Here is a 23,710-nt window from a genome sequence, read left to right as displayed (position 1 = left end):
CTAGTGCCGGGCGAGCTCCTTGTGGTCGAAGCCCGAAAACTTGTCCAGCGAGTCCAGGGCGTCGAGGATGCGCTGCGACTGTCGGTAGTTGATCGCCAGGGCGTGCTCGATCCGGTCCAGGCGTTTTTCCATCGCCTCGTAGCTGTCTTCCAGACGGATCAGGGTCAGCTCGTTGGCAACGGCGCGTTCGGTATCGATCACGCCATTCACGGCGTTCCCGGGTTTCGGCTCGGCCGTCTCCTGCTGCGCGCCAAAGTCCTCCTCGATCTCGTCGATCACCCGGCGGGCCTCGTCGGCGTCGAGGTCGTAGCGCTCCTCGAGATAGCCCATCAGCAGCAGGCGGTCGCACAGGGTGTTCACCTTGCGCGGGATGCCGCCGGTGAACTCATGGATCACGGGCCAGATATCGGTGGCGAAGTGGGGCGTTCCCTCCCAGCCCACGCGCGACAGGCGGTGCTCGACGTAGGCCCGGGTGTCGCCCTCGTCCATCGGGCCCAGGTGATAGGTGGCGATCACCCGCTGGCGCAGCTGCTGCATGTTTTCGCTGCGCAGGATGTCGCGAAATTCGGGCTGGCCCAGCAGGAAGCTCTGCAACAGCGGCCCGTCAACGCCCTGAAAATTGGACAGCATGCGCAGCTCTTCCACCGCATCCATGCTCAGGTTCTGCGCCTCGTCCACGACCAGCAGCGCGCGCTGCCCGCGTGAACGCGTGTTCAGCAGGAAGCGCTCCATGTGGCGCAGCTGGCTGGCCTTGTCGTCGCCGGTTCCTTCCAGGCCGAAGGCCAGGCACACCGAGCGCAGCAGGTTCTCGGCATCCAGCTGAGTGCTGACCAGTTGTGCCGCGAGTACCCGCTTGGTGCCGAGTGTCTCGAACAGGCTGCGCACCAGGGTCGTCTTGCCGGCCCCGACCTCGCCGGTGATGACGATGAAACCCTCCTGCTGCTGCACGCCGTATTCGAGGTAGGCCATGGCCCGCCGATGGCCCTTGCTGGCGTAGAAGAATTTCGGGTCCGGGCTGAGGGCGAAGGGCTTGCCCTGCAGCCCATAGAAGTTCTCGTACATGCTCAGAACTCCTTGGTGATCAGCGCGATGATCGAGTTTTCCCGGTATTCGTTGACCCGGCTGTTCGAATCCCGCTGCTGATAGCGATAGGCCAGGCTGCCCCGCAGGTCCGGGGCGAACTGGCGGTTCAGGCTGGCGCGGAAGTAGAAGAAGTCGTCTTCGCGGTCGCTGCCCAGAAACTCCGTGCGCGAGACCCCGGAGCTCAGCTCCGTGGTGGTGCGCGGCCCCAGTGTCAGCTCCCAGAAGGCGATCACGCCGGTGCGGCGATTGTCGTCCTCGAAAATGCCGGCACCGGTGTCGAACTCGGCCTCGCGTCGGGTCTGGTAGCCGGTAACCCCGAACACGCTGCGCCCGGTATCGTAGCGCCAGTTCGCACGGGCACTGCGTGTCAGATAGAACCCCTCGATCAGCGCTTCTTGCGTAACCAGCGCGCTCGTGAACAGTAACTGGAGCTCTTCGAAGGTGTACTGGTCGAAGATCTCCTCGAACGTCATGCCCTCCAGTTCGGCCAGTTGGGACACGTCAAGGAACATGAATTCGCGCCGATCGCGGGTCGAGCTGATGCCCTCGGAATAGCTGACGCCGTAGCTGGCGCGGCGGCTGCGGTGTGTCGCGCTGAGGGCTCGTGTTGTGCCGAAGAAGCGTTCGCCATAACGTGCCTCGACGGAGGTCACCGGTGTCGGGGTCCAGCCGACACCGACCTCCCAGAAGCTGCCATCGTCGTCGTCGCGCAGGGTTTCGTAGTCGTTGAACTCCTCGCCCACGACGCCAAATACGCGCAGGGTGCGGCCAATGTTGTACCCGAGGGTTGCGCTGATCTCGCTGAACTCGCCCTCCAGCCCGTCTTCGTACTTCAGCCGGTCGTAGAAGCCCGCCAGCTGCCAGAACACGCGATCAAAAGCCGGGCCGCTGTCCAGGGTGTATTCCGCGCGGTTGCCCGTGCTGCTGGCCCGGTTGCTGCGGTGGTAGTGCCGCTCGTCGTAGGTGTAGCGAATGTCCTGGCGGGCAAAGGTGCCGAACTCGTTCTGCAGGTTGGGCGACACGCTGTAATACGAGGTCTCCTCGATGTTGCTGCGTGGCGTGCTGCCGCCGATGCCGACCGGGTCCAGCAGCGAGGTGGCCTGTTCCCGGCGCGAGGCGGTCACGTCGACAAAGAACGTGTCCTCGATGACCTCGGTCTGGTTGCGGGCGCGCAGCATGTGGGTCGTGCGGTCTTCGCTCGACTCGGACAGGTGGGTGCGATGGTTGAGCTGGTAGTCCACGCGGGTGTCATTGCGCACGCCGTCCCGGCGCAGGGTGAAGCCGGGGCGCGCATGCCCGATCAGGTCCGCATCCTCCTGCCCGCGGGGGGCCAGGCGGACGTTGTCGGTCGCCTCCACCCCCACCGTGACTCGCGGGGTGAAGTCCCACTCGGTGGCCAGGCCCGAGGCGGGCAGCGCCAGCGTGCCGCCGCCCAGCACGGCGATCAGACAGATCGCCCGGCCGTTCCGTACCGGGGCCTCCCTGCGGTGTGTGACCCGCACCCGTCCCTGGTTAGTGCTCATGGCTCACCTCCCCGTACGGGCGCTCGTGATAGTAGCCCGTGCCATAGCCAAGCCCCGGGGTGGAGGGCGCTCGGTTGAGTGCAGTCAGGACCACATCGCAGCCGGCGAGCTGCTGCATCGCGTTCTCCACGGAGGCGGCCGGGGTGCGCTCGGCGTCGACCACCATCACGACCTGTCCCATCCCGGCGGCCAGCACGCCCGGCTCGCTGGTGGCCAGTAGCGGGGGGGAATCGAACAGGATGATGCGGTCCTGATAGCGATCGTGAAGTTCGTCCAGCAAGGCCCGCATCCCGTCACTGGCCAGGATCTCGGTGGATCGCCCGTGCGGGCGCCCGGCGGGCAGCACCGAGAGGTTCTCGATGTTGGTCCGCATCAGGACATCGGGGATGCCAAGGTCCGGCTCCGTGAGGACATCCATCAGCCCGCGCTCGGCCTCGAACCCGAGGACCCTCGGAACGGTCGGCTGGGCCACATCGGCGTCGACCAGCAATACCGTGCGGTCGACCTCCATCGCCATGCTGATCGCCAGGTTGGTGGTCAGAAAGGTCTTGCCCTCGCGTGGCAGCGAGCTGGTCACCATGATCAGCCGTCCGCGGGGTATCCGCATTGCGGAGTGGCGCCCGAACGCGTTGTTCAAGAGCGGCCGCTTCATCATGCGGATCTCTTCGGCCAGGGTGGAGCGCTGGTCGCCGGGCACGATCAGCCCCTGCCGCCGCAGGTGCCCGAAGTCGATGCGAGCTGCCGCCGAGTGCTCGCCGTGCCCGGATGCCGGGGCCTCCGTGCCCCCCGCTTCCCGGTCCGTGTGTCCGGATGCTGCGTCGGCGGGCAGGGGCTGTATGGGAGCCGACCGGCTCTTGTCGAGGGCTTTTTCAATGATGCTCATGAGCGTCTGGCTCCCCTTGCCGTGCGCCGGCCCGCAGGGCCCGCGCCTCCATGGAACAAATGCATCCCGGTCCCTGATGCGTTGCGTGCGATACACCGGGCCGATGGCCGCGGCCGTTCATCGCAACAGGCTCAGCAGTTCGTCGAGAACACCGGCCGATCCGGTGAGGTAAAGACCCATGACCACGGCATACACCAGAAGGAGGGTGGCCAGGGCGATTGAAAAGGCCGACAGCTCCAGCCTGCGGCGGCGCCGTATCTGGGGTGTGCGTACGGCCGAGATGGTGCCCAGAACCGGGCGACCGGCGATCTCCGCGAGCTGCCGCCGATTGCTGACCGTCCGCCGCAGCTGTGAAAGCAGGAAGGCGAAGCCCGTGCCCGCGCCCAGACCGACCAGCAGGATGCCGGTGGCCATCAGTGGGCGGTCGGGTGCCGAGGGGGCTGTCGGTCGGCGCGGCGGCTCGAGGACGCGGAAATCGACCGAGTCGGTTTCCGACTCCACCGCGCCCGACATGATCGCCTGTTCGCGGCGGCTCTGGAGCTGGCGGTAGGAGTCGCGCAGTACGTCGTAGTTGCGGGTCAGCGCGGTCAGCTCCGACTCCACGGCCGGAGCGCGGTCGACGTCCTGTTCCAGCCGCGCGACCCGCGCCTGGAACTCCTCGATACGGGTCTCCAGCATCGCGATCTCGCTCTCGGCGTCGGTGATCGCGGCCTGCAGCGCGTCGCCACCCCCGGTAGCCCCAATGGGTACGACCGCCGGGTTGCGCGCGTAGTCGGCGGCTTCGCGCGAGCGGCGCTCTTCCAGCTCCGAGAGGATGCGCCTTGCGGCGACGATGTCGGGGTGGTCGTCGGTGTAGCGATGCCGCATGGCATCGATGTTTTCCTGCAGGTCGTTGATCCGGCGGTCCAGCTCCGGGTTGCGGTACTGCGCCCTCACCGTGCCGCCACCCGACCGGCTCTCCTCGGCACGGCGCTGCAATGCGGCCAGGCGGCTGTGGGCCTCGCGCAGTTGCAGCTCTGCCTGGGCCACCTGTTCGCGGCCGCGTTCCAGGCGCGAATAGAAGTTGCCGTCGCCGCTGATAAAGCGCGCATTCTGCCGCTTGAAGTCTTCGATCTCGGCTTCCCTGGCCTGCAGCTGGCGCTCGTAGATCTCGATCTGGCGCTCGATGAATCGCTGCGAGGTGCTCAGATCCAGGCGCGAGTCGCCCAGGCCGCGCTCCATGAACAGATTCACCGTCTCGCGGACCACGCGCTCGGCCACATCAGGATTGCTGTGGCGAAAACGCACCGTGAAGATGTTTTCGCGCCGTTCGCCGTCCAGGGTCAGCCTGCTGCGCAGCAGGCTGACCTGCGCGTCGAGGTCGGCACTACCCATGTAGACGTCCAGGTCGCTTTGCCGGGCGATGGTCTCCAGGTTGTCGCGGCTGAGCAGGGTGCGCGTCACCATCCGCAGCCGCTCTTCTGTATCCGGGCGCACCGTCATCCCGCGCAGCAGCGGGTTCAGGACGGACTGAGTGTTGACGAATACCTGCGCATTAGCCTGATAGGTATCCGGGAGGCTCTGGATGTAAGCCCATCCGCCCAGACACACAATCCAGGCAATCGGCAGAATCCACCAGCGGCGGCGCCAGGTGGCGCGCGCCCGCTGAACAAAATCCTGAACAATCTTTTCCATTTCTTGTTGCCCCCTGTTAAACCCTTTGACGTTCAATGACGCCTTGTGGGTCTTCGAACGGAGTAACAGTTCTCCGGTAAAAGGGTTCCCCGCAAGGTCGATTGGCACCTTGCTTGAGCCCCACCTCGGGAGACGTCTAGGGCTATTGAAGATCGTTTGTTTTCCCTTGTCTACACGTGTCGAGAATGTTTACACCTGAAAAAATTTTGAAGCTGAGTTTTCTAATAAATTTTCGCGGTTTTATAACGGATCAGGGGTTTACGTTAACTGGTACGCAGTTTGCTGGGCTTTGTTCGATTAGGCTCGAAACGGCTGCGGCAGGGGGGTGGCCTGGCGGTTGGGAGGGATTCTCAAATGCACGACGATCTGGGCCAGAGAAGTCTCGCGCAGAATCTGGCGGAGTTCTGGCATCCCGCCATGCTCAAGCGGAACTGGAGCGAGCGCCTCGCGCTGATGAACGACATCTACCGACAGCTCCATCGGTTCAGTGCCAGTGACGAAGAGTACGAGTCCTGGGCCGGACAGCTGGTGGAGGCCGTAATCGACCGACTCGGGGAACCCCCGATTACGGATCCGGCTCAGGCCGATCTCTACGCCTGTTCGCCGAACCCGAGGCACTGGTCGGCCGCATTCGCCTGGCGCTACGGCCGCAAGACACCCGGCCGGCCCGAGCAGCGCTGCTGGCCTCGGTATGCGGTCAACCTGCTGACCGAGATCGGCATCCGAAAGGAGTGGCGCAAGTGCCGCCTGATGGATCTTTCGCGTGGTGGCGCGCGGATTGCGCTGGTCGGGCAGTACCCGTATTTGCCGCCGGATACCGCCTTGCAGCTAATGCTCCCGACCGCCGGGACCTTCGATGCCGTCGTGGTATCCGATCGCCGAGTGGGTCTGGGCCTGCGTTTTCTCAGGCGCAATGGTCCGGGTCAACGCATCGACACGACGGCTTGAAGGCATGCGCCTCTGGCCGGGGAAATCCGTATTGAATTACGCAATGGAGGACGAACGTTTGTATACCCATGCTGGCGTCGAACCGGGACGCCCCACCTCAGATCGTTGCCTGCCGGATGGGCACTCCCCGTCCTATCAGGTGTATCTCGCCACGGGCGCCCGGGCGCGTCGCATCCACTATCGGATGCGCTACGCGGTGTACTGTCTGGAGACTGGTTTCGAAGCGGCCGAGCGTTACCCGGAAGGTTTCGAGCGCGACATCCACGACGAGCACGCCGCTCATTTTCTGGTGCGGATGGGCGGGCTGTACGACGGTGGGCACTGGGTTGGCGCCATGCGTCTGATCCGGCCGGAGGCGGGTCTCCTCCCGACCATGGCCGCCGGGCATCTGTTTGAGGATGCCTTCGCGACGCCCAGGGTCGAGTCCCCGCGGGTGCTCGAGGTTTCCCGTCTGATTGCTCGTGGTTCACCGGAACGCGGATCGCCGCGTTTGCTGTATCACCTTTGCCAGGCCGCCCAGGCCTATGCCGAAGACCACGGGTATGACTTTCTGCTGTTCATGATTCGACCAGCCCTCGCGCGTCTGCTCCAGCGCCACCATATCCCCATCGAGCTGTGTGGCGAGGCCTGTGATCACCGGGGGCTGCGGCTGCCGTTTCGTGCATTGACTGCCGAGTCCGGCGTGGCGCTGTCCGCCTGGCGCCGCCGGCTGGGGCTGGGCGACGCACCGGCGCGTCCCCACTATGCGCAACTGGCCGGGCACCCACCGTTCCCGTACCGCGCGGCGCCGGGGTACAAGCGTTGCTGGCGCCCGCGTGTGTATCACGCCCCAAGGGCTATGGAAGTGCCCTGTGCAGGATGACCCGCTCATCACGGCATTCTGCCGCTATTTTTCTCTGGTGAAGCCGGACAAGGAGCAACTGGAGGCGGTGTACCGACTGCGCTACGAGGTCTACTGCCGAGAGTTTCGTTACGAGTCTCCGGAGAACTGCCCGGGCGAGCGCGAGATCGACGAATATGACGCCCAGTCCACGCATTGCCTGCTGGAGCATGTGGTGAGCGGTACCCACGCGGGATGCGTCCGGGTCGTGCATGTCGACGCGCGTCAGAAGATCCACGAACTCCCGATGGAGCGCCACTGCGATAACTGCTTTTACGAGACCGAATTTCGCCCGGACCGGCTGGAGCGGGACGCGATCTGCGAGGTCTCCCGGCTGGCCGTCAATGGCCTGTTCCGGCGACGTCTGGGGGAGTCGGTCACGCCTGTCGGGGACCTGCACCTGCTGAATGTGCCTCTGGAGCAGGCGCGCACCTTCCCGCTGCTGGCGTTGAGCCTGTTCATGAGTGCGGTCGCCATGATGGAGATCCAGGGCCGCTCGCATGCCTTCGCCATGATGGAGCCGTCGCTGGCGCGCATCCTGCGGCGCCACGGCCTGAAGGTGAAGCAGATCGGCACGCTTCAGAACTACCACGGTCGCCGCGCGCCATTTCATATTAGTCTGCTTACAGCCCTGTCCGGGATTCACCGTTCTCCATCGCTGAGCCAGCTGTATGCACACTCCTATACCAATCTCTCCGACCCTCATCCCTCCGACTCTCTCTGGGACGCTATTGCCAGCGCGGCCTGATGCCTGAGTTCGACTATCACGCGGCGTTCCGGCGCACCCACGGCTGGGTCACCTGGCCGGAGATGGAACGCCTGCGCGGTGCGCGGGTGGCGATCGCCGGTCTTGGCGGTGTCGGCGGGAGCCATCTGCTGACGCTCGCCCGCCTGGGGGTGGGGCGCTTTCATATCGCGGATTTCGACTGCTTCGAGCTGCACAACATGAACCGCCAGGCGGGGGCCGGCATGTCCCGTTTGGGCCGACCCAAGGTCGAGGTCCTGCGCGAGATGGCGCTGGACATCAATCCGGAGCTCGAGATCACCACATTCCCGGAGGGGGTGTACCAGCACAATCTGGAGGCCTTCCTGCAGGGTGTGGATCTCTACGTCGACGGGCTCGACTTTTTCGTGTTTCAGGTCCGCCGCGAGGTCTTCGCCGCGTGCGCGGAGCGGGGGATCCCGGCGATCACCGTGGCCCCGCTCGGCATGGGGGCCGCATTGCTCAATTTCCGCCCGGGTGGTCTGTCGTTCGATGACTACTTCGACCTGCGCGATGGATTGCCCGACGAGGAGCTGGCGCTGCGTTTCATGATGGGCCTGGCCCCGTCGATGATGCAGATGGGCTATCTGGCCGATCCTGCCGCCGTCGACCTGAGGGCGCAGCATGGCCCGTCCACCGTGATGGCCTGCGAGCTGTGCGCCGGGGTGATGGGTACCGAGGCCCTGAAGATCCTGCTGGGACGCGGCCGTGTCGTCTGGGCCCCGCACGGCGTTCACTTCGATGCCTACCGCCAGCGCCTCGCCCGCACCTGGCGCCCCGGTGGCAATCGCAACCCCCTGCAACGCCTGCTACTGGCCATCGGCCGCCGCCGGCTCGCGCGCCTGCGGGCTCAGGTCTGAACAGCCGACATCCAGCCTCGCGTTTCGTATATCCAGACATAAAAAAACCCCTCGTCCGAAGACGAGGGGCCGGGAGAGGCTTTCCACCCAGGGGGGAGCAGAAGGCCCAACCACAAGGGCTGCTAGGCAGCCAGGCCGGTGTCGCGGCGGCGGCGTCGCGTGGCGACGAAGCCGAGCAATACCAGTCCGGTTCCCAGCAGAAGCAGCATGCCCGGCTCGGGGACCCCGTACCACCGGGCGTCGGCGGAGCCGACCACATCAAACGTAGTGCGCTGATCGACTTCCTCGAAACCCTCGATAAAGTCGAACTGGCCCGATACACGGACATTCATGTAGAACGGGTCCGGGCTGGTGAAGAATTGCTTGCCTTCATCCGTCAGCATCCACTCGTTGAAGATCAGCGCGAAGCTGCCGATATCGTCCGAGCCGGGTTCAAAGCGACCAGCACCCCGCTCGAAGATGTCGGACCAGCCGACGAGGATGTCGTCGCCCGTGCCGCCCAGGGCCACACCGTCGGCCGCATCGCCCGAGGTAAACCCGAACGTGGTATTCAGGTCCGGGTCCAGGTAGAGCGCGATCGAGCCGGTGGTGCCGGTGAATTCGCCCGTGCCCGCGTCGAAAGTCCCGGAGGACTGGAACACGGCATACAGGCCATAGAACAGATCACCATCGTCCCCGCTGGCGCCCAGGCGATTGCTGACGCTTGTACCCCCAAGGAAGTACTGACCTACGTTCCAGTAGGCCGCCGCGTCGAAGGAACCGTCGGTATCGAGGGTCAGCAGCTCCTCATACCCGCCGGTAATACGGTCAACCTGACGTTCGCCGACTGCGATCGTCGAGAGATCGAGCTGCGAATCATCAATCGTAAAGACGCCGGCATGTGCGGTGCCCGCAAGCCCCAGACTGGCTATTGCCAGTACCGCCCCCAGCGCTGTTTGCTTGAACCTTTCCATGTTGAAATCCTCCACCAGTTAGCTTCAATGTGTTTGGGTTAACGCTTACTTCCACTTCAATTTGCTAGTCGTCCTGTCTTGCGAGTGAAGTAAAGCAGGCTGCGTGCCAAACCATTTAACTGTAGGATTTAACAGAGGTTTTCATGTTTTGGTTCTGGTCTTGTAAAGGGGCCATGTAAAAAAAACGGACGGCGGGGGTTGGGGGTTCGGCCGTTCTTTCCGTGAAGGAGATGTCACATGTCCAAGCGTGCCAAGACCCGCGACGAGATTGCCGAGGCCTACAAGTCGCCACCGTGGTGGTACGACGCGCGGGGGTTTTTCATCCTGACCTTTGCCTACAACAGCACCCTGGGCGCCCAGATCCGGTTTTTCGGCGGCAATATGGGGGCCCGGCATCTGGAGATCGGCTGCGGCACCGGGACGTTGCTGGAGATGGCGATCAAGTGGCGGCGCCGCCGCAAACTGCCGGAGAGCGAGGTCGTCGGCGTGGATTACGCCGAATCCATGCTGGCGGGCGCGCGCCATCGCTTCGCAAAGGACGAGCACGTGACTGTCAAACACGCCGACGCTGCGGAGCTGCCGTTCGCCGACGGCGAGTTCGATACGGCCAATATCGCCAACTCCGTGCACTGCTTTCCGGATGTGGACGGCGCCATCCACGAGGCCTTTCGGGTGCTCAAGCCGGGGGGCACCCTGGCTGCGAACGTCCTGCTGTACCCGCGCACGCCGCAACCACTCAAGGCGATTGCCGAACGCATCAACCGCTGGGGCATGCGCAAGGGCATCCTGCATACCCCGTACGAGGCCCGCGATATCCTGAGCCGCTTCACCAGCGCCGGATTCCAGGTGGTCGACTCCTCGATCTCGGGCAACTGCTACAATCTGCTGTTGAAGCGACCGTAATCGTCCCGGAGAAACACTGAAGCCCACGCGAGCGTGGGCTTCAGGTCAGGGCATCCTTCCCGCTTGTCTCGCCTATAGCGACTCGCGCAGCGACTGGGCCCGTTCGCGTTCCGGGAAGTCTTCGTGGGCCTCCAGTAGCTCCGTCAGCAGGGCGCGCGCCTGTTCGGTTTCGCCGCTGGCCTGGTAGGCCTGTGCCAGATGGAACCCGATATCCGGTGCCTGCGGGCTCATCCGGTAGGCTCGCTGCAGGGTCTCCAGGGCGCTCTCGGTGTCGCCGCCCTCCAGCAGCACCACGCCCAGGGTGTCGAGAATCGCGGGCTGATCCGGGGCCAGCTCGACGGCTCGCTGGGCGTACTCGCGGGCGCGAGGGTTGTCGGTCTCGCGGGCCAGCCACGCCGCATTGTTCAGCGCGATGACATCGTTGGGCCGCTGTTCCAGCACTGTTTCGTAGGTTTCCAGGGCCTCGGCCTCGTGGCCGGCGTTGATCTGTGCCGAGCCGAGCAGGTGGCGCGAGGCCGCATCTTCCGGGTGGTCCTGCAGCCAGCCCTTCAGCGTCTCCAGGGCCGCCTCGGAATGGCCGGCGCGCTGCTGAGCCTGGTATTTCTCCACCAGCCAGTCGCGTCGGGACTCGCGCTCAAGGGCGCGTTCGTAGCCTTCGATCGCTTTTTCGAGCTCGCCGGCTTGCGCGTCGAACCAGGCCTGCTGCGCGATCACCTGCGCCGCCTCCGGGGCGCGTTCCGCGACGGGCTCGAAGACCTGACGCGCCTCGTCGACCTCGCCGGCCAGACTCAGGTGGCGGGTCAGCACCATGCGCGCGCTCATGTGGCTGGAGTCGATCGACAGCGTCTCGCGCAGGGCCGTGACCGCCTGCTCGGTCTCGCCCAGCGCGGCGAGATTACGCGCCTGCCGGAAGCGCAGCTCCGCGGCATCCGGCCGCAATATGGCCAGGTGCCCAAGCGTCTGTGCCGCGCCCGCGAAGTCCCCTTCGCGTTCCTGCAGATCGACCAGCAGGCCCAGCACTCGGGTGTCGTTGGGGTGATGTTCGCGTGCTTTTTCCAGGGTGGATCGGGCGGCGGCGTGATCCTCCTGCTGGTTCTGGGCGCGTGCCAGCATCAGGTAGGGCTCGATCCGATCCGGGTGTGCCTCGATTGCGTCCTGCAGCCAACGCTTGCCGGCTTCCATCTCGCCCTGCTGAAAGTGCAGTGTTGCCAGCCGAATCGCCGAAGTGGAATGCCCGGGGTCGCGTTCCTGCAGGTCCTCGAGGATCTCGCGGGCCGTCTCCAGGTTGCCCTGGCGGACCTCGAGCGAGCTCAGGTTCAGTGCCAGGGTGCTGTTGTCCGGGTGGAGCGACAATCCTTCCTGGTAGATCAGGCGGGCCTCGTGGATTTCGCCCAGCCCCAGCAGGGCGGCGCCCATCAGGTTGAAGCCCTGCGGGTTTTCCGGGTCCTTGTCGCGCAGGCGCTGAGTGGCCTCCAGGGCCTGCTCGTACTGCCCATCCCGGATATGTGCCAGGGCCACAGAGTAGTCGGCCAGACGTACATCCGCGCTTTCGCTGGCGACCCGGTGCAGCAGCGCCATGCCCTGCTCGTGATCGCCGTGCCGCACCAGGGCAATCCCCAGCATCTCCTGCAGCTCCGGGCGGTCCGCGCGGTTGGCCAGGGCCTCGCGCAGGACCTCGATCCCGCTTTCGGTGTCGCCCTCGCCGATGTACAGCGCGGCCAGCTGATCGCCCAGGGCCTCGATCAGGTCGGGCCGTTCGCTCAGTGCCTCGGCCAGGATCCGTCGCGCCTCCTGCGTGCGGCCCTGTTCGATGCGCAACTGGGCCAGCAGCCGGTAGCTCATCGCATTCGGCGGGCCCAGCGCATGATGGCGCTCCAGCAGACGCTCCGCCTGGGACCAGTTGCCTTCTTCCAGCTGGATCGCCGCCAGATAGGGCATCGCGAGACGGTAGTTGGCCGAGGCCGCCAGCGCCTCTTCCAGATGGGGACGAGCCTGCAGGGGTTCACCCGTCTCGAACTCGATCAGCCCCATCAGGAAGTGGCCACCGGCGTGGTTGGGTGCGCCATCCTTGAGGAATTTGGCATCGGCCCGGGCCTCGTCGAACTGCCCCAGTTCGACGTGCATCAGCCCGCGTTTCAGGCGTTCCGCGATCGCATCCGGGCGCAGCTCGACGGCACGGCTAAAGGCTTTGAGCGCGGCCTCGGGGTCGCCCTGCACCCGTTCCAGATCGCCCTTGAGGGACCAGGCAGGGGAAAACTCGGGGTCCGTTTCCAGGGCCGCGTCGGTCATCTTCATGGCCTGCTCGGCGTCGCCATCGGACATCGCCTTGTAGGCGCGCGCCAGATGAATCTCGACCAGGTCGTCCTGCGCCTCGCGGGCGACCTCAAGATAATCCGACCCGGCAGTGGCGTCTCCCGCCTGATAGGCCGCCAGCGACCGATAGGCCAGCAGGCGCGCGGCATCCTCGCCTTCCAGGCCATCGGCCTCGGGGATCTCGGCGATTGCCCCACTGCCGCCCAGCATGAACAGCAGCCGCGCCAGGGGCAGGGCGTACTCGTTCGGGTCCGCGCCGGTCTCCAGGGCTCGTTGCAGGTGGCGCACGGCCGGTTCCGGCTGCTGGTCGCGCAGATAGGCGAGGCCCAGGCGGCCGCGCACCTCGGGGTCCGGGTTGTGCTGCAGCGCGTTGCGATATTCGATGGTGGCTGCGGCATATTCGCCCGCCTCCATGTGGCGCTCGGCACGTTCGCGGTGCTCGGCCTCGGTCGGGGTGCCCAGGGCATCGCAACCGACCAGGGTCAGCGCCATCAGCAACGGGGCCAGGCGCGGGAGGGTGCGGCGGGGCGAGCCCACTACACGGGATACAGAACGGGGAGTCTTCATGGCGGGTTTACCTCAGGCCAAATTTGTCGAGCAGGCTGTAGAGCGTCGGCCGTGTGATTCCGAGCTGGTCGGCGGCCTGGGCAATGTTGTTCTTGCTGCGGGCCATCGCCTTCAGGATGGCCTCGTGTTCCGCGCTGTCGCGGATGTCGCGTAGTCGTACCGCCGGGGCCTCGCCCTCGGGGGGCTCCAGGCCCAGGTCCTTTGCGGTAATCAACTGGCTGTCGGCCATGATCACGGCGCGGCGGATCAGGTTTTCCATCTCGCGCACGTTGCCCGGCCAGTCGTAGGCCTCGATCGCGTGGGTGGCATCCTGGGTGAAGCCGCGGCGCGGCCGTCGCTGATCCTGGGTGAAGCGGTCGAGCAGGTAGTGCGCCAGCAGCGTTGCATCCCCTTTGCGCTCGCGCAGCGGGGGGATCGAGACCGAGATCTCGCTGATGCGGTAATACAGGTCTTCGCGGAACTCGCCCCGCTGGATCAGCGCCTTCAGGTCCTGGTTCGTGGCGCCGATGATGCGCACGTTGACCGGGATCTCGCTGCGACCGCCCAGGCGTTCGATCTTGCGCTCCTGCAGAAAGCGCAGCAGCTTGGCCTGCAGGCTGTGCGGCAGGTCGCCAATCTCGTCCAGGAACAGGGTCCCGTTGTTGGCGTGTTCGATGCGGCCGATGGTCTGCCGCGTGGCCCCGGTAAAGGCGCCCTTCTCGTACCCGAACAGTTCGCTTTCCAGCAGGTTCTCCGGGATCGCCGCGCAGTTGATCGCCACGAAGCGTTCACTGGCGCGCCCGCTCAGGTCGTGCAGGGCGCGCGCCAGCACCTCCTTCCCGGTGCCGCTCTCGCCCAGCAGCAGCACGGTGGCATCCGAGGGCGCGACACGCTCGACCACCCGGCAGACATCCAGCATCCCCGGGTCGGCGGTGATGACCCCGCTCAGGGATGCCCCGGGCCTGCGTGCCAGCTTGCGGTTCTCCGCCTCGAGCTCGTACAGGTGAGCGGCGCGATCGACGATCATCCGCAGCAGGTCGGATTCGACCGGTTTGATGTAGTAGTCGTAGGCCCCCAGGGCCACGGCCTTGAGCGCGTTCTCGCGATCGTCATTCCCAGTGACGACAATGACCTTGGTCTCCGGGTCCATCGCCAGGATGTCCTGCAGCAGGGCCAGGCCCTCGGAGGCGTTGGCCGGGTCCGGCGGCAGGCCCAGGTCCAGCGTCACCAACTCCGGCTGATGGCGGCGCATCCTGGACATGGCACTTTCGCGGTCCTCGGCCTCCAGGATCTCGTATCCCTCAAAACACCAGCTCAGTTGGTTGCGCAGACCCTGATCGTCTTCGACGATGAGAAGCTTCAGCATGGAACCCTCACAATCACCAGCGGCCTTCATGACGGTTCAGCCATGGCCGGTGCGATCTGCAAGGGGAGCTTCAGGGTAAAGATCGTTCCGACGCCGGCCTCGCTGTCGACGGTGATGCGTCCGCCCATGCGCAAAACACGATCCCGCGCCTCATATAAACCAATCCCCATCCCTGCATTTCCCTTGGTGGTTTGAAAGGGCTTGAAGAGCCGATTTTTTAGAAAAGCCGGCTCCATACCGCTCCCCGTGTCTTCAATTTGAACAATAGCCCAACCCCCTTCGGTGTAAAGATTGAGATTGATTGAGCCGTCATCCGGCGTAGCTTCTTGAGCGTTTCTTACAAGATTGAGTAGTACATTTTTAAGACCTTCCTGGTCGCCGATGACGGCCGCGGATTCGCGCAGGTCCAGCCGCGGCAGGGGCGAGCGATGGCTGCTGGCCTCGGAGACCTCGGCGAGCAGCCGGTCCAGCGGGATGATGCGGCTCGGTGTGTCGGGCGTGGCCTGCGCGTGGCGCAGCTGGGCCAGGGTTCGTTCCAGCCGGTCGCGGGCATTGCTCACCGTATTCAGGGCGTCGCGGACAAAGTCCGGATTGGACAGGTGACGCTCCGCGTTGGAACACACCAGGGACAACTGGGCCGAGACGTTCTTGAGGTCGTGCACCAGAAACGCCGCCAGCCGGTGAAAGGCCTCGAACTGGCGGGCCTCCAGCAGGGCCTCGTCGGTCTGCACCAGCGCGACATACACCGCGAGCTGGCGCCCGGCGGTCTTCAGGAGGTCGCGTTCCTCCCAGTCGATCTTGCGCGGCGCGCGCGGCTGGGCGAGCACGACGAACCCCTGCAGGCGCTCGCCCTTGAGCAGCGGCACCACCACCCACAGGCGCGTGTTCTGTGCCAGCCATTCCGGCAGTTGCAGGCCCTGATACAGCTCGGGGTCCCGGCGATATTCGTTGAGGTCGATCACCCAGCCGGTGCGCGCGACGAACTCCACCAACGCCCCGTCGGGCTCCTCCGGGGGATAACTCGGATCGCCCAGGTTCAGCACTCCCTCCAGGGCGTAGGGGCCGTTGCGGTCGCGCACCCACAGCAGCCCCCCGGGGCTGTCCACCAGCTCGCCGATCGCCTGGATGGCGCGCTGGCGGAACGGGATCTCGTCATCCTCGGCCGAGAGCGTGCCGGTAAATCGCAGCCACTCCTGGCGGTAATCGAACGAGTAGCGAAAGAAGTGCTTGGCCAGGAAGACGCGCAGACGCGACCGCAGACTGCCCGAGGCGACGATGACGGCCAGCAGCAATGCGGCGCCGAACAGAAACACTACCTGCAGGAAGGCACCCAGATCGCCCCCGACATGTCGCAGGTAGTACCCGGCGGCCCCGATGGCGAACAGATAAAGCCCGGCGCCGATCAGCGCCGCGGTGTGAAACAGCAGGTGGCGCGAGACCACCGGGGCCTCGCGGGCCTGCAGCGGCCGGCGGGCCAGGGAAATCGCGATCAATGGCACGACCAGGCCATTCACCAGGCCGCGGGCTTGCCAGACGGGGCTGTTGATCGCCCCGAACAGCACGAGATCGGCAAACAGGAACAGGTCGAAGGCGAACATCGCCCCGAGGCCCAGGCTCAGGAACTTGATCTCCCAGCGCCGTTGCAGGGGCGTATTGCGAAAGACCTGCTCGACCAGGACCAGACCCAGCACCGCCATGCCCAGCATCGCAGTGCCCACCCAGGCGCCATAGGTCAGCGGGAGCGGCAGGGCCAGAGCCGCGAACAGCCCGAACATCAGTGCGGCGGTGACGATCATCGCCGTGCGCAAAGGTGCGGGTGGACGCGTGCTCGGCTCGCCGCGGCGCGCGAGCAGCGCGAACAGGACCGCGAACCACCCGGCGTTGCGCAGCACCTCGAAGGCCCCGCCGGAGACCGGGGCCTCGCCGATCGCGTGCGCCACGAGCGCCATGTGCAGCGCCCAGATCACGGATAACAGCGCGGCACCCGCGACCCAAAGGCTTCCCGGGCGCTGCCGCCAGGTCCACAGGGCCAGCACTGCCAGGACGAGGAAGGCGAGGGTGGCCAGGAGATAGCTGGGCGCAGCGAGATTCATGGCTCAGCGGGCCCCGCGGCCAAACAGGACGACGCGGACCGTCTCGAACAGGATCATCAGATCCATAAACAGGCTGTGGTTCTTGACGTAGTACAGGTCGTACTGGAGCTTTTGCCGGGCATCCTCGACCGACGCGCCGTAGGCGTAGCGCACCTGCGCCCAGCCGGTGATGCCGGGGCGGATGCTGTGGCGGGCGAGGAAATACGGGATCTCCTCGCTGAGCTGTTCCACAAACACGGGGCGCTCCGGGCGCGGCCCTACGAACGACATACGCCCCTGAAATACGTTGATGATCTGCGGCAGCTCGTCGATGCGCAGCTTGCGGATTACCCGGCCCACGCGCGTGATGCGGTCGTCGTCGCCGCTTGCCCAGCGGGCCACGCCGTCCCCCTCGGCATCGCTGCGCATGCTGCGGAACTTGCAGATCTCGAACGGCGTGTTGCCCTGGCCGACCCGGGTCTGCCAGTAGAGGACCGGCCCCGGGCTGTCGAGCTTGATGGCGATCGCGGTCAGCAGCATCACCGGCAGGGTTGCCACCAGCAGGGCCGTGCTCGCCAGTAGATCGAAGCTGCGCTTGACCACGGCGCGTGCGCGGTGCTGGCGGAAGCCCTCGCCAAACACCAGCCAGCTGGTGTTGATCCCGTCCAGCTGGAGCTGGCGGTCCTCGCGTTCAAAGAAGGTCGACAGATCCGTGATGCGAATGCCGTTGAGCTTGCATTCCAGCAGTTGGTTGACCGGCAGGTTCTCGCGGCGCTCGCGCATGCCCACCACGATCTCCTCTACCCGCAGCGAGCGCGCCACATCCAGCAGGCTGGTCTTGTCGTCCAGCACCCGGAGTCGCTGCTGGTCCACCAGCCGGTCGGTCTCGCGCTCGGTCGCCACATACCCGACGACCTGATAGGTGGCATCGCCCCCGTCGGGTCCGGCATGGCGTACCTCCAGTGAGCGCGCGCGGCTGCCCGTGCCCAGGACCAGGATGCGCCGCTTGAAGGCATCGGTCTCCGACAGCCCGCGAAAGAGGCTGCGCTCGGCCGTCAGGCTTGCCAGCAGGATCACCGCCCCACTGCCCACGATCGTCGGTGTCAGTACGCTGCTGGCCGTGAGCAACCCGTAGATCGCCAGCGTGCCACCGGCCAGGATCAGAGCCCCGCCCAGGCGCACCACAGCGGATCGCAGGCTGAATGTTGCCAGGCACTCCTGCTCGTAAAGCCCCACCAGCATCACCGCGAACAACACCACCGCCACGGCGATCAGGAGTTCCGGCATCCAGGGATCGACCGGACCCAGCGACAGGGCAAACAGGGCGAGCGTCAGGTAGAGCGCAATGTAGATCGCAACCAGCTCCAGCCCCAGCAGCGCCAGGATCCGTCGCGATACGTAATGTCCAAGTATGCGCATGCTCAAGATGCCCCCCGGTCACCTCCCCCAGAGCCGGGGAGACGATCGATGCCTGTTTCTTTCCCGAAATCGGGTTGTCCGCTCGGCCTGAGGTCGGCTGACGCGACAGGACGTCGCGCCAGCCGGCGGTCAGAAGCGGCGTTCCGGGATGATCAGGATGTCGCCCGGCAACATGTCCACGTTTGCCGAGATGTCGCCCCCGTAGATCAGGTCGTTCAGGCGGACGCGGTACTGCTGGCGCTCGCCGTTCTCGTTGCGTACCAGCACGGCGCGGTTGCCGGCCGCGAAATCGGTAATCCCGCCGACCGCGATCATCACGTCCATTACCGTCATCTCTTCGCGGTACTGCAGCGCCTGCGGCTCGGCCGCCTGGCCGATCACGCGCACCTGGCGGTCATAGGGGCCGGCAAAGCTGGTCACCATCACCGTCACGATCGGGTCGCGAAGGAAGTCGGAGAGCTTGTCTTCCATGTCCCGCGCGAGCTGGCTGGGGGTTCTCCCGCTGGCCTGCACGTCCTCCACCAGCGGTGTGGTGATCTGGCCATCCGGTCGCACCGCCACTGCGGTGGACAGGTCCGGGTTGTTGCGGACCGCGATATTCAGCGTGTCTCCGGGCCCGATGATGTATTGGTCCACCACCGTTTTTTCCACGGTCGAGGGGGCATCCGGATAGGGCGTGGTGGTGCAGGCGCTGGTCGTCACCAGGACGAATGCCAGGGACAAAATGAGAACAACAAAAGCACTTTGTGGGCTGGTCTTGACGGTCATCGCTTGTCTCCCCTTTGGGCGTGTAAGGAAACGCTGCCGCTTCCTTGAGTCAGTCCAATTTGACACCGCCGACTTCATTGTCCGGCGAAACCCGGACCCGGCCCTGATCGTGCCCGGACCCGTCTCCGTTTAGCCTCGGAACGGTGCGGGCAATAGCAAGCAATTATTAGTATTGGCTATTCCCCTGGATAATCGATGTTAGACGTGACCCCCGGCCCAGACCATCAGTCTTTAGACTGACGATGGGGTGTTTTCCGTTCGGTTTATTTGGTCCTTTCAAATCCCGTTGGTGGGCTCAAAATAGGGTCCTTGATTTTGCGTCTACTACCGGGGAAAAACGTTGGACCCCATCCCTCTGCGTCTGCTAGCCAATTGGCTTCTGCTACCTCCTTCCGGTCCTCTCATACTTGCCATTATCGGGTGGGCGATTTACCGAACAAATGTTGGAAAAGTGCTGTTGGTAATCGGCCTCCTGTTGAGCTATTCCTTGTCTACTCCTGTATTTAGTTACGCCCTCATCAAGCCTTTACAGGAGGGTTTTGCGCCGCCGGACGATAACCAGCTGGCGGACGTACAAGCGATTGTGGTGCTGGGGGCGGGGTATCGCAGTGGAGCCGAGGAATTCTCGGGCGAGACCGTCCACGACCTTGCACTGGTGCGCCTGCGCTATGCGGCGTACCTGCACCACCACACCGGGCTGCCCGTGATGGTTTCGGGGGGTGGCCCCGAGGGGCGAGTTCCAGAAGCCGACTACATGGCAGAGGTACTGAAAGAATATGGCGTCCACCCGATCCTGCGGGAGCCCAATGCACGCGACACCTGGGGCAATGCCCGGCATTCCGCCGAGCAGCTGCACGCAGATGGGATCGAGCGCGTGGCACTTGTAAGCCATGCCCACCACATGCCGCGCGCCACATGGTCATTCGAGCGCGCGGGCCTGGAGATCATCCCGGCCCCGACCGGTGCCTATGTGCCGCGAGATAACGGCTGGTCCCTGGAGGGCTTTCGCCCGCAGGCCAGTGCGGTCTGGGCCAGCTGGCTCGCGCTGCACGAGTACTGGGGCATGGCCTGGTATCGCTGGCAATACGGGCCGGAATAGCCCGGCACGACACTCATTTATGTGCAGCCGTTCGATCAACGACGAGGCGAAGGTTCGACGATGAAAATCCTGGTAACGGGTGGGGCGGGCTACATTGGTTCACATGTCGTGCGCCAGTTGCTGGCCGATGGTCACGATGTCGTCGTGTACGACAATCTCAGCACAGGGCATCGCTGGGCCATTGGTCATGCCGCGCTGATCGTCGGCGACATGGCTGACCGCCAGCGCCTGCACAGTGTCCTTGCGGACTACGCGTTCGACGGCGTCCTGCACTTCGCCGCCAGGATCGTCGTCCCGGAGTCGCTGGCCGATCCGCTGGGGTACTACGGCAGCAACACCCGCAACACCCTGAACCTCCTGGAGGGGTGCCAGGCGACGGGCGTGCGTTTCCTCGTCTTTTCGTCGACCGCCGCGGTATACGGCATCCCGGAAAATAACCCCGTCGACGAAACCAGTCCGCTACTGCCCATCAACCCCTACGGCGCGTCCAAGGTCATGTCCGAGCGGATGATCGCCGACTTCGGCCAGGCGAGTGATCTGCGCTACGTCTGTCTGCGCTATTTCAACGTGGCCGGCGCGGCCCCCGACGGCACGCTGGGCCAGGCCACCCCCAACGCGACCCACCTGATCAAGGTCGCCTGCCAGGCGGCCCTGGGCGAGCGCGAGAACATCACCGTCTTCGGGACCGATTACCCAACCACCGATGGCACCTGCGTACGGGACTACATCCACGTCGAGGATCTCGCCGCCGCCCACCTGCGCGCGATGGACTACCTGGTGGCGGGCGGCCCCTCGCAGGCCCTCAACTGCGGCTATGGCCACGGCTACAGCGTGCTGCAGGTCCTCGAGTCCGTGCAGCGCATCAGCGGTTACCGATTCCCCGTCATCCATGGCCCCCGCCGCGCCGGCGATCCGCCCGCCCTGACCGCAGACGCATCCCGAATCCGCGAGCTCCTGGCCTGGTCCCCCGAATACGACGACCTGGACCTCATCGTCCGCCACGCCCTCACCTGGGAACGCCGCATGACCACCGCCGCCGCACCCCACCTGGCCGTCCGCCTCCGCCCCCTGGCCATATCGGAAACCACCGCCCACGCCTACAGCGCCCCCTGATCCTCCGTTGAGGCGGCCGTCCGCAAGCGGGCAGCCTCTCCCGTTACAGGACCGTACGCCGGTTTCGGTTACGAGCCTTTCGGGGGGGCGAGAGAGTACATCCCTCATGCCTCGTCTCCCATCAATTCATCGCGCTTGAGTAAGCGCTGGTAGCCGGGTGCGCTGCCGCCTCAGTGACGGGCGGAAGAGTGCCGGCGTCCGTTGGGCGAGCGGGCGGTTGGCCTCGCGGGCTCGCGATAGCTCGATGATTCCAGCGGCATGAAATCCGGTTTCCATCGGGACTGTATGGGAAAGGCTGGGTCGAACCTGGTACCATGCCGCGCAGGGCTTGGCTGGCTACTTTGGGTGAGGCCATTCATATTGCTGCTGGGCGCCCTTGATCCATCCGGGGAGCCAAGCCAGATCAGAGTCTTTGGATTGCGGTCCCTTGAGTCCACACTCCCAGATCGTGAGAACGCGCCAGCCTGAAGCGAGAAGCGTCTCCCGGTTGCGGCGGTCTCGCCTGATGTTGGCTGCAAATTTCGCCTGCCAGCGGTCTTGATTGGTGGCGGGGGTAGTACAGAGCCGGCAACCCTGATGTCGATGCCAGAAACAGCCATGTACAAAGACAGCAAGGTTGTGCTTTTTGAGTGCCAGGTCCGGTTTTCCGGGGAGTGCCGAAACGTGCAGCCGATAGCGAAACCCTCGGGAGTGAAGGAAGCGTCGGACCCTCATTTCAGGCTGCGTGTTGCCAGACCGAATCCCGGACATCATCCGGGAACGGGTGGCTTTGTCCACTACGTCAACCATTCGCACATGATCCCGGTCTCTGCTCCTCAGGGGCAACTCTCGGCCTCAAGGACAGGTTAGTGAACCAGCGCATACCGGTAGTTGATCTCTTTGCGGGTCCTGGCGGGCTGGGTGAAGGGTTTGCCTCGCTCAGCGACTTCTTTCGCATAGAGGTGTCCGCGGAATGTTCGGTTCCTGCCCACAAGACACTGAGGCTCCGGGCATTCAAGCGACTTCTCGAGGAAGGCGGAAGCTCCCTGGACGACTATTACCGGTACGTTCAGGGACACAACTCCGTCCCTTATTCGGACAAAACCCGAGATGCATGGGAAAAGGCCAGCCACGAAGCGCTGCGAGTCACGCTCGGTGACCCGGACGATGACAGGTGGTTTGCCGGCAAGCTTGACGAACGAGGGTTCGACGGCGCGAATGGCGTCCTGATCGGCGGCCCTCCATGCCAGGCGTACTCGCTTGTCGGCCGTGCCCGGAATCGCGGTATCGCCGGGTACGTGCCCGAGGAAGACAAGAGGCATTTCCTTTACCGTGAATACCTCAAGCTGATCCAGCACTATCGCCCGGCCGTTTTTGTCATGGAGAACGTGAAGGGCATTCTCACCTCCAGAGTAGGCGGCGAACGCATCTTTCACCGAATTCTGGAAGACCTGGTGGATCCCGACAAAGCCCTCGGGCGCGACCGCAACGGTCCGGGTTATCGCATCCATTCTCTCGTTGATCCCGAGGTCGTCTTCAGACGGGGGCATTCGCCCGCTTGCCTGCGAGGCCATGAATTTCTGGTCCGCTCCGAAGATTATGGTATTCCACAGACCCGGCACCGGGTCTTCCTGGTCGGCGTTCGGGAAGACATAGACGCTTCCCCGGGGGTGCTGGAAACTCGCCAGAAGATCTCCCTCAGTCAGGCCTTGGCCGATCTTCCGCCGCTTCGAAGCGGGCTGTCTCGGGATGACAGCCAGGAAGCCTGGGTAGACGCTGTCCGGGATCAGATCAGCCAGCTCGCCCGTGACGCGCGGAGTTATAGTCAGAGCGATATTGCGGCCAGCCTCGATCGTACGAGTCGCGAGATACGGGACAAGCAAAGCTGGTCCCGTGGCGGCCTGAGATGTCCGAAGGTGGCGAGCTGCCGGCTTCCGGAACACGAAGCACTCGAACAGTGGTGGAACGACAACAGGCTGGAGAGCGTACTCAATCACGAAGCCCGCTCCCATATGCCGAGTGACTTGGGCCGATACGTCTACGCAGCGACATTCGCAAGGGAGTACGGCCGTTCCCCTGCTGGTGCTGGAGACTTCTCCTTGCCGAGTCTGGCCCCCAACCACGCAAACTGGATGAGTGGAAAATTTGCGGACCGCTTCCGTGTCCAGCTGCGCGACGAGCCGGCGAAGACGATCACAAGCCACATATCCAAGGACGGGCATTACTACATCCACCCCGACCCAGAACAGTGCCGATCCCTTACGGTACGCGAAGCCGCCCGCATCCAGACGTTTCCTGACAGCTACTTTTTCGAGGGCAATCGTACCGAGCAGTATCATCAAGTCGGGAACGCGGTGCCCCCGTGGTTGGCTCGCCAGATCGCGGTCGTCGTTCAGGACTTGCTGGTTTGCGCCCGGAGAGGCGAGGCAGACCGGGAGCCCCGCGATCGTCGCCAAGTGGTCGCAGGCCCTCGCTACTGCGTTGACCGGATGTCTTAAGGTTTGACAATACTTGTGGCACCCTCATTATCGATGCGGTTATGAGTTCCGCCTGATGGGTCAAGCA

19 protein-coding genes are annotated in these 23,710 nt (G+C 64.7%); 8 read left to right on the top strand and 11 right to left on the bottom strand.

Going from position 1 to position 23,710, the window contains the following annotated elements:
- From F467_RS0101635 to F467_RS0101620, 4 genes are all read right to left on the bottom strand, one after another.
- Complete coding sequence (locus F467_RS0101635) at nt 1-1,062, bottom strand: XrtA/PEP-CTERM system-associated ATPase (RefSeq protein ID WP_018139501.1); 1,062 nt, start codon at nt 1,060-1,062, stop codon at nt 1-3.
- Nucleotides 1,063-1,064: 2 nt separating this feature from the next.
- Nucleotides 1,065-2,522, bottom strand: coding sequence for a TIGR03016 family PEP-CTERM system-associated outer membrane protein (locus F467_RS0101630; RefSeq protein WP_018139500.1), 1,458 nt, complete (start codon nt 2,520-2,522; stop codon nt 1,065-1,067).
- A gap of 73 nt (nt 2,523-2,595) precedes the next feature.
- A complete protein-coding gene (locus F467_RS0101625; protein WP_018139499.1) occupies nt 2,596-3,489 on the bottom strand; it encodes an XrtA-associated tyrosine autokinase in 894 nt (297 codons plus the stop codon).
- 117 nt (nt 3,490-3,606) lie between these two features.
- Nucleotides 3,607-5,163 carry an XrtA system polysaccharide chain length determinant gene (locus F467_RS0101620; protein ID WP_018139498.1) on the bottom strand — a complete coding sequence of 519 codons (1,557 nt, stop codon included), beginning with the start codon at nt 5,161-5,163 and terminating at the stop codon, nt 3,607-3,609.
- 354 nt (nt 5,164-5,517) lie between these two features.
- Between F467_RS0101620 and F467_RS0101615 the strand changes: the two genes are divergently transcribed.
- The 4 genes from F467_RS0101615 to F467_RS0101600 are packed head-to-tail and all read left to right on the top strand — an operon-like array spanning nt 5,518 to nt 8,614.
- A complete protein-coding gene (locus tag F467_RS0101615; RefSeq protein WP_018139497.1) occupies nt 5,518-6,111 on the top strand; it encodes a PilZ domain-containing protein in 594 nt (197 codons plus the stop codon).
- A gap of 43 nt (nt 6,112-6,154) precedes the next feature.
- Complete coding sequence (locus F467_RS0101610; protein WP_018139496.1) at nt 6,155-6,973, top strand: acyl-homoserine-lactone synthase; 819 nt, start codon at nt 6,155-6,157, stop codon at nt 6,971-6,973.
- Nucleotides 6,963-7,739 carry a PEP-CTERM/exosortase system-associated acyltransferase gene (locus tag F467_RS0101605; RefSeq protein WP_018139495.1) on the top strand — a complete coding sequence of 259 codons (777 nt, stop codon included), beginning with the start codon at nt 6,963-6,965 and terminating at the stop codon, nt 7,737-7,739. The genes F467_RS0101610 and F467_RS0101605 overlap by 11 nt, the downstream gene beginning before the upstream one ends.
- The gene (locus F467_RS0101600; protein WP_018139494.1) at nt 7,739-8,614 is read left to right on the top strand and encodes a ThiF family adenylyltransferase; all 876 of its coding nucleotides are present in this window, start codon (nt 7,739-7,741) and stop codon (nt 8,612-8,614) included. The genes F467_RS0101605 and F467_RS0101600 overlap by 1 nt, the downstream gene beginning before the upstream one ends.
- 122 nt (nt 8,615-8,736) lie before the next feature.
- Here F467_RS0101600 and pepA read toward each other — a convergent pair whose 3' ends face one another.
- Nucleotides 8,737-9,567 (bottom strand): flocculation-associated PEP-CTERM protein PepA, encoded by an 831-nt coding sequence (pepA, locus tag F467_RS0101595; protein ID WP_038049763.1) that lies wholly within the window; start codon nt 9,565-9,567, stop codon nt 8,737-8,739.
- A 237-nt stretch (nt 9,568-9,804) separates the two neighbouring features.
- Here pepA and F467_RS0101590 point away from each other — a divergent pair, with 237 nt between their 5' ends.
- On the top strand, nt 9,805-10,470 hold the full coding sequence (locus F467_RS0101590) for a class I SAM-dependent methyltransferase (RefSeq protein WP_018139492.1): 666 nt from the start codon (nt 9,805-9,807) through the stop codon (nt 10,468-10,470).
- A gap of 72 nt (nt 10,471-10,542) precedes the next feature.
- On the opposite strand, the gene prsT is transcribed toward F467_RS0101590, so the two are convergent.
- The 5 genes from prsT to F467_RS0101565 all read right to left on the bottom strand — a co-directional run bounded on the left by prsT (nt 10,543) and on the right by F467_RS0101565 (nt 18,954).
- Nucleotides 10,543-13,350 carry an XrtA/PEP-CTERM system TPR-repeat protein PrsT gene (gene prsT, locus F467_RS0101585; RefSeq protein WP_038049759.1) on the bottom strand — a complete coding sequence of 936 codons (2,808 nt, stop codon included), beginning with the start codon at nt 13,348-13,350 and terminating at the stop codon, nt 10,543-10,545.
- Nucleotides 13,351-13,357: 7 nt separating this feature from the next.
- The gene (prsR, locus tag F467_RS0101580) at nt 13,358-14,695 is read right to left on the bottom strand and encodes a PEP-CTERM-box response regulator transcription factor (RefSeq protein ID WP_018139490.1); all 1,338 of its coding nucleotides are present in this window, start codon (nt 14,693-14,695) and stop codon (nt 13,358-13,360) included.
- Nucleotides 14,696-14,721: 26 nt separating this feature from the next.
- The gene (gene prsK / locus F467_RS0101575; protein ID WP_018139489.1) at nt 14,722-16,788 is read right to left on the bottom strand and encodes an XrtA/PEP-CTERM system histidine kinase PrsK; all 2,067 of its coding nucleotides are present in this window, start codon (nt 16,786-16,788) and stop codon (nt 14,722-14,724) included.
- Nucleotides 16,789-16,791: 3 nt separating this feature from the next.
- Entirely contained in the window at nt 16,792-18,186 is a 1,395-nt protein-coding gene (locus F467_RS0101570; protein ID WP_018139488.1) for a TIGR03013 family XrtA/PEP-CTERM system glycosyltransferase, read from the bottom strand.
- Nucleotides 18,187-18,315: 129 nt separating this feature from the next.
- Entirely contained in the window at nt 18,316-18,954 is a 639-nt protein-coding gene (locus F467_RS0101565; protein ID WP_018139487.1) for an XrtA/PEP-CTERM system exopolysaccharide export protein, read from the bottom strand.
- Nucleotides 18,955-19,516: 562 nt separating this feature from the next.
- Between F467_RS0101565 and F467_RS0101560 the strand changes: the two genes are divergently transcribed.
- Nucleotides 19,517-20,053: a YdcF family protein gene (locus tag F467_RS0101560; RefSeq protein WP_196799687.1), complete on the top strand. Its 537-nt coding sequence runs from the start codon at nt 19,517-19,519 to the stop codon at nt 20,051-20,053.
- Between the two features lie 60 nt (nt 20,054-20,113).
- Nucleotides 20,114-21,166 (top strand): UDP-glucose 4-epimerase GalE, encoded by a 1,053-nt coding sequence (gene galE / locus F467_RS0101555; protein ID WP_018139485.1) that lies wholly within the window; start codon nt 20,114-20,116, stop codon nt 21,164-21,166.
- 336 nt (nt 21,167-21,502) lie between these two features.
- Here galE and F467_RS13300 read toward each other — a convergent pair whose 3' ends face one another.
- Nucleotides 21,503-21,955 carry a very short patch repair endonuclease gene (locus F467_RS13300; protein ID WP_018139484.1) on the bottom strand — a complete coding sequence of 151 codons (453 nt, stop codon included), beginning with the start codon at nt 21,953-21,955 and terminating at the stop codon, nt 21,503-21,505.
- Nucleotides 21,956-22,014: 59 nt separating this feature from the next.
- On the opposite strand from F467_RS13300, the gene F467_RS13295 reads away from it, so the two are divergent.
- Complete coding sequence (locus F467_RS13295; RefSeq protein ID WP_081601225.1) at nt 22,015-23,643, top strand: DNA cytosine methyltransferase; 1,629 nt, start codon at nt 22,015-22,017, stop codon at nt 23,641-23,643.
- The last annotated feature ends 67 nt before the right edge of the window (nt 23,644-23,710 follow it).

Source organism: Thioalkalivibrio sp. ALJ12 (genome assembly GCF_000378305.1).
Taxonomy (GTDB): domain Bacteria; phylum Pseudomonadota; class Gammaproteobacteria; order Ectothiorhodospirales; family Ectothiorhodospiraceae; genus Thioalkalivibrio.
The sequence above is the reverse complement of the archived record's forward strand: the minus strand, read 5'-3'. Positions and strand labels throughout refer to the sequence as shown.

Excerpts from the sequence above, each read along its gene's own strand:
- F467_RS0101590 (WP_018139492.1), top strand. The coding sequence starts at position 9,805 with ATGTCCAAGCGTGCCAAGACCCGCGACGAGATTGCCGAGGCCTACAAG.
- F467_RS13300 (WP_018139484.1), bottom strand. The coding sequence starts at position 21,955 with ATGGTTGACGTAGTGGACAAAGCCACCCGTTCCCGGATGATGTCCGGG.
- F467_RS0101600 (WP_018139494.1), top strand. The coding sequence starts at position 7,739 with ATGCCTGAGTTCGACTATCACGCGGCGTTCCGGCGCACCCACGGCTGG.
- pepA (WP_038049763.1), bottom strand. The coding sequence starts at position 9,567 with ATGGAAAGGTTCAAGCAAACAGCGCTGGGGGCGGTACTGGCAATAGCC.
- prsT (WP_038049759.1), bottom strand. The coding sequence starts at position 13,350 with ATGAAGACTCCCCGTTCTGTATCCCGTGTAGTGGGCTCGCCCCGCCGC.
- galE (WP_018139485.1), top strand. The coding sequence starts at position 20,114 with ATGAAAATCCTGGTAACGGGTGGGGCGGGCTACATTGGTTCACATGTC.
- F467_RS0101570 (WP_018139488.1), bottom strand. The coding sequence starts at position 18,186 with ATGCGCATACTTGGACATTACGTATCGCGACGGATCCTGGCGCTGCTG.
- F467_RS0101620 (WP_018139498.1), bottom strand. The coding sequence starts at position 5,163 with ATGGAAAAGATTGTTCAGGATTTTGTTCAGCGGGCGCGCGCCACCTGG.
- F467_RS0101565 (WP_018139487.1), bottom strand. The coding sequence starts at position 18,954 with ATGACCGTCAAGACCAGCCCACAAAGTGCTTTTGTTGTTCTCATTTTG.
- F467_RS0101615 (WP_018139497.1), top strand. The coding sequence starts at position 5,518 with ATGCACGACGATCTGGGCCAGAGAAGTCTCGCGCAGAATCTGGCGGAG.
- F467_RS0101635 (WP_018139501.1), bottom strand. The coding sequence starts at position 1,062 with ATGTACGAGAACTTCTATGGGCTGCAGGGCAAGCCCTTCGCCCTCAGC.
- F467_RS0101610 (WP_018139496.1), top strand. The coding sequence starts at position 6,155 with ATGGAGGACGAACGTTTGTATACCCATGCTGGCGTCGAACCGGGACGC.
- prsR (WP_018139490.1), bottom strand. The coding sequence starts at position 14,695 with ATGCTGAAGCTTCTCATCGTCGAAGACGATCAGGGTCTGCGCAACCAA.
- F467_RS0101625 (WP_018139499.1), bottom strand. The coding sequence starts at position 3,489 with ATGAGCATCATTGAAAAAGCCCTCGACAAGAGCCGGTCGGCTCCCATA.
- prsK (WP_018139489.1), bottom strand. The coding sequence starts at position 16,788 with ATGAATCTCGCTGCGCCCAGCTATCTCCTGGCCACCCTCGCCTTCCTC.